The organism is Xanthomonas sp. BRIP62415, from assembly GCF_003993515.1.
Classification (GTDB): Bacteria; Pseudomonadota; Gammaproteobacteria; order Xanthomonadales; family Xanthomonadaceae; genus Xanthomonas; species Xanthomonas euroxanthea.
In genome coordinates this window covers 1-1,841 of record NZ_QEZH01000040.1, presented here as the reverse complement: position 1 = coordinate 1,841, position 1,841 = coordinate 1, and the positions used below count along the sequence as shown (strand labels likewise).

Here is a 1,841-nt window from a genome sequence, read left to right as displayed (position 1 = left end):
GGCATGACAACTTCTTCGAGCTGGGCGGCGATTCGATCTTGAGCATCCAGATCAAGGCGCAGGCGCAGCAACAAGGGCTGGAGTTTGCGCTGGAGGCGTTGTTCGAACGCCAGACCGTGGCCAGGCTAGCCGAGGTGACGACCCATGGCGGAACGGCGGTGGCCGTCCCCCGGGTGGAAGCCTTCGACATGTTGTCGCCGCAGGAACTGGCCGCACTTGACCAGGAGAGCGTGTGATGAGCGATACCCAGAACGCTGCCGATCGGCTGCGGATCGAGGATGCCTACCCGCTCGGCCATGCACAGGCTGGCATGATCTTCCACAACGAGATGCACGCCGAAAGCTCGATCTATCACGATATTGTGACGTTCCAGCTTCGCCTTCGTTTCGACCTCGGGGCGCTCACTGCTGTCCTTGACGAGCTGGTGGCGGCTCATCCAGTCCTGCGCACGCGCTTTCGCCTTAAGAATGCGTCGCGCCCGCTGCAGATCGTGATGTCCGGGGGGCGGATGGCGATTACCCATCGCGATCTGACCCGTTTCTCTGAGGCTGCACAGGAGGCTTATCGCGAAGAGTGGCTAACCACAGAAAAGCGCCACGCTTTCGATCTGGAATCCGCAACGCCGATCCGCGTGCACACGCACGTGTTGGGGGAGGAGCGTTGGGAGTTGGTATTCAGCTTCCACCATGCATTGCTCGATGGTTGGAGCCTGGGGCTGCTGTTATCGGCCTTCATTGACGCCTACGTCGCACGGTTACAGGGGGGGACGACCACCCGCAGGGTACTTGCGTGCCGCTATCGGGACTACATCAAGCTGGAGCAGGATGCGCTGCAGCAGCCGGCGGCGACCGATTTCTGGCGCGGCTTGCTGGAAGGTGCGACACCCTCCGATCCACCGCGAAGTGTCGGCACCGGTCATCTTGGAATGGAGCGTCGAGGCCTGCCCTTGGAAGGGCCGAGGTCGGCAGCGATACGTGCATTGGCCAAGCGACTTCGGGTTTCGGTGAAACACGTGCTGCTGGCGTTGCACCTCAAAGCGTTGGGGGCGATTTGCGGTCAGGACCAGGTGGTGAGCGGAGTGGTCACCAACGGTCGGCCGGAGCAGGATGGCGGCGACGCCGTCCTGGGCCTGTTCCTCAACAGCGTGCCATTCACGTTGTGCACCCGGGGATTGAACTGGGAGGCTCTCATCGTGGCGACCTTTGCGCACGAACAGGCGCTGTGGCCACATCGGCGGTTGCCGCTGTCGGAGATCATGCGATTGCACAACGGGCGCACCTTGTTCGAGACGCTGTTCAACTACACCCATTTTCACAACTACGGTGGGCTGGTCGGTGGCGAGGGCGGCATCATCCTCGAGCGCAGCGGATTCGAACATTCGAACTACCCGCTGGTTGTGCAAGCGGGCCAGGAGGCCGATGGGTCGGCGGTGTACCTCTATGTGGAAGCCGATCGCGCGGTGTTTTCGCCGGCGCAGATCGAGCGCATGGTGGCCATCTATACCGATGCGCTGGGCCGCATGCTGGCCGACCCCACCGCCTGCAGCGATATCGCGGACTTCGTTCCGGCCAGCGATCGACAACAGCTGCTGGCCTGGGCGGGGTTGCCGGGGGAGGGAGGCGTCAGCCTGAGTGGACGTTTTGCGCAGACCGCGCAGCAGGTTCCGGACGCCATTGCGGTGCAGGACGCCGAAGGCACGCTGAGCTATGCACAACTGGAGGCAGCCAGTGCGGCGATTGCCTGGGCCCTGCAGCGCAGCGGGGTGCAGCCGGGGATGCGCATAGGCGTCAGCCTGGCTCGTTCGCGCTGGCTGGTGGCCACCTTGCTGGGCAGCGTGCGCG

2 protein-coding genes are annotated in these 1,841 nt (G+C 63.6%); both read left to right on the top strand.

Features of this window, described 5'->3' with window-relative positions; translation table 11 throughout:
- The coding region (locus EO141_RS20920; RefSeq protein WP_164739364.1) for a phosphopantetheine-binding protein at positions 1–236 on the top strand (236 nt) is incomplete at its 5' end.
- Positions 236–1,841 (top strand): condensation domain-containing protein (locus EO141_RS20915; RefSeq protein WP_164739363.1); only part of this gene is annotated, 1,606 nt, incomplete at its 3' end. The genes EO141_RS20920 and EO141_RS20915, both read left to right, overlap by 1 nt.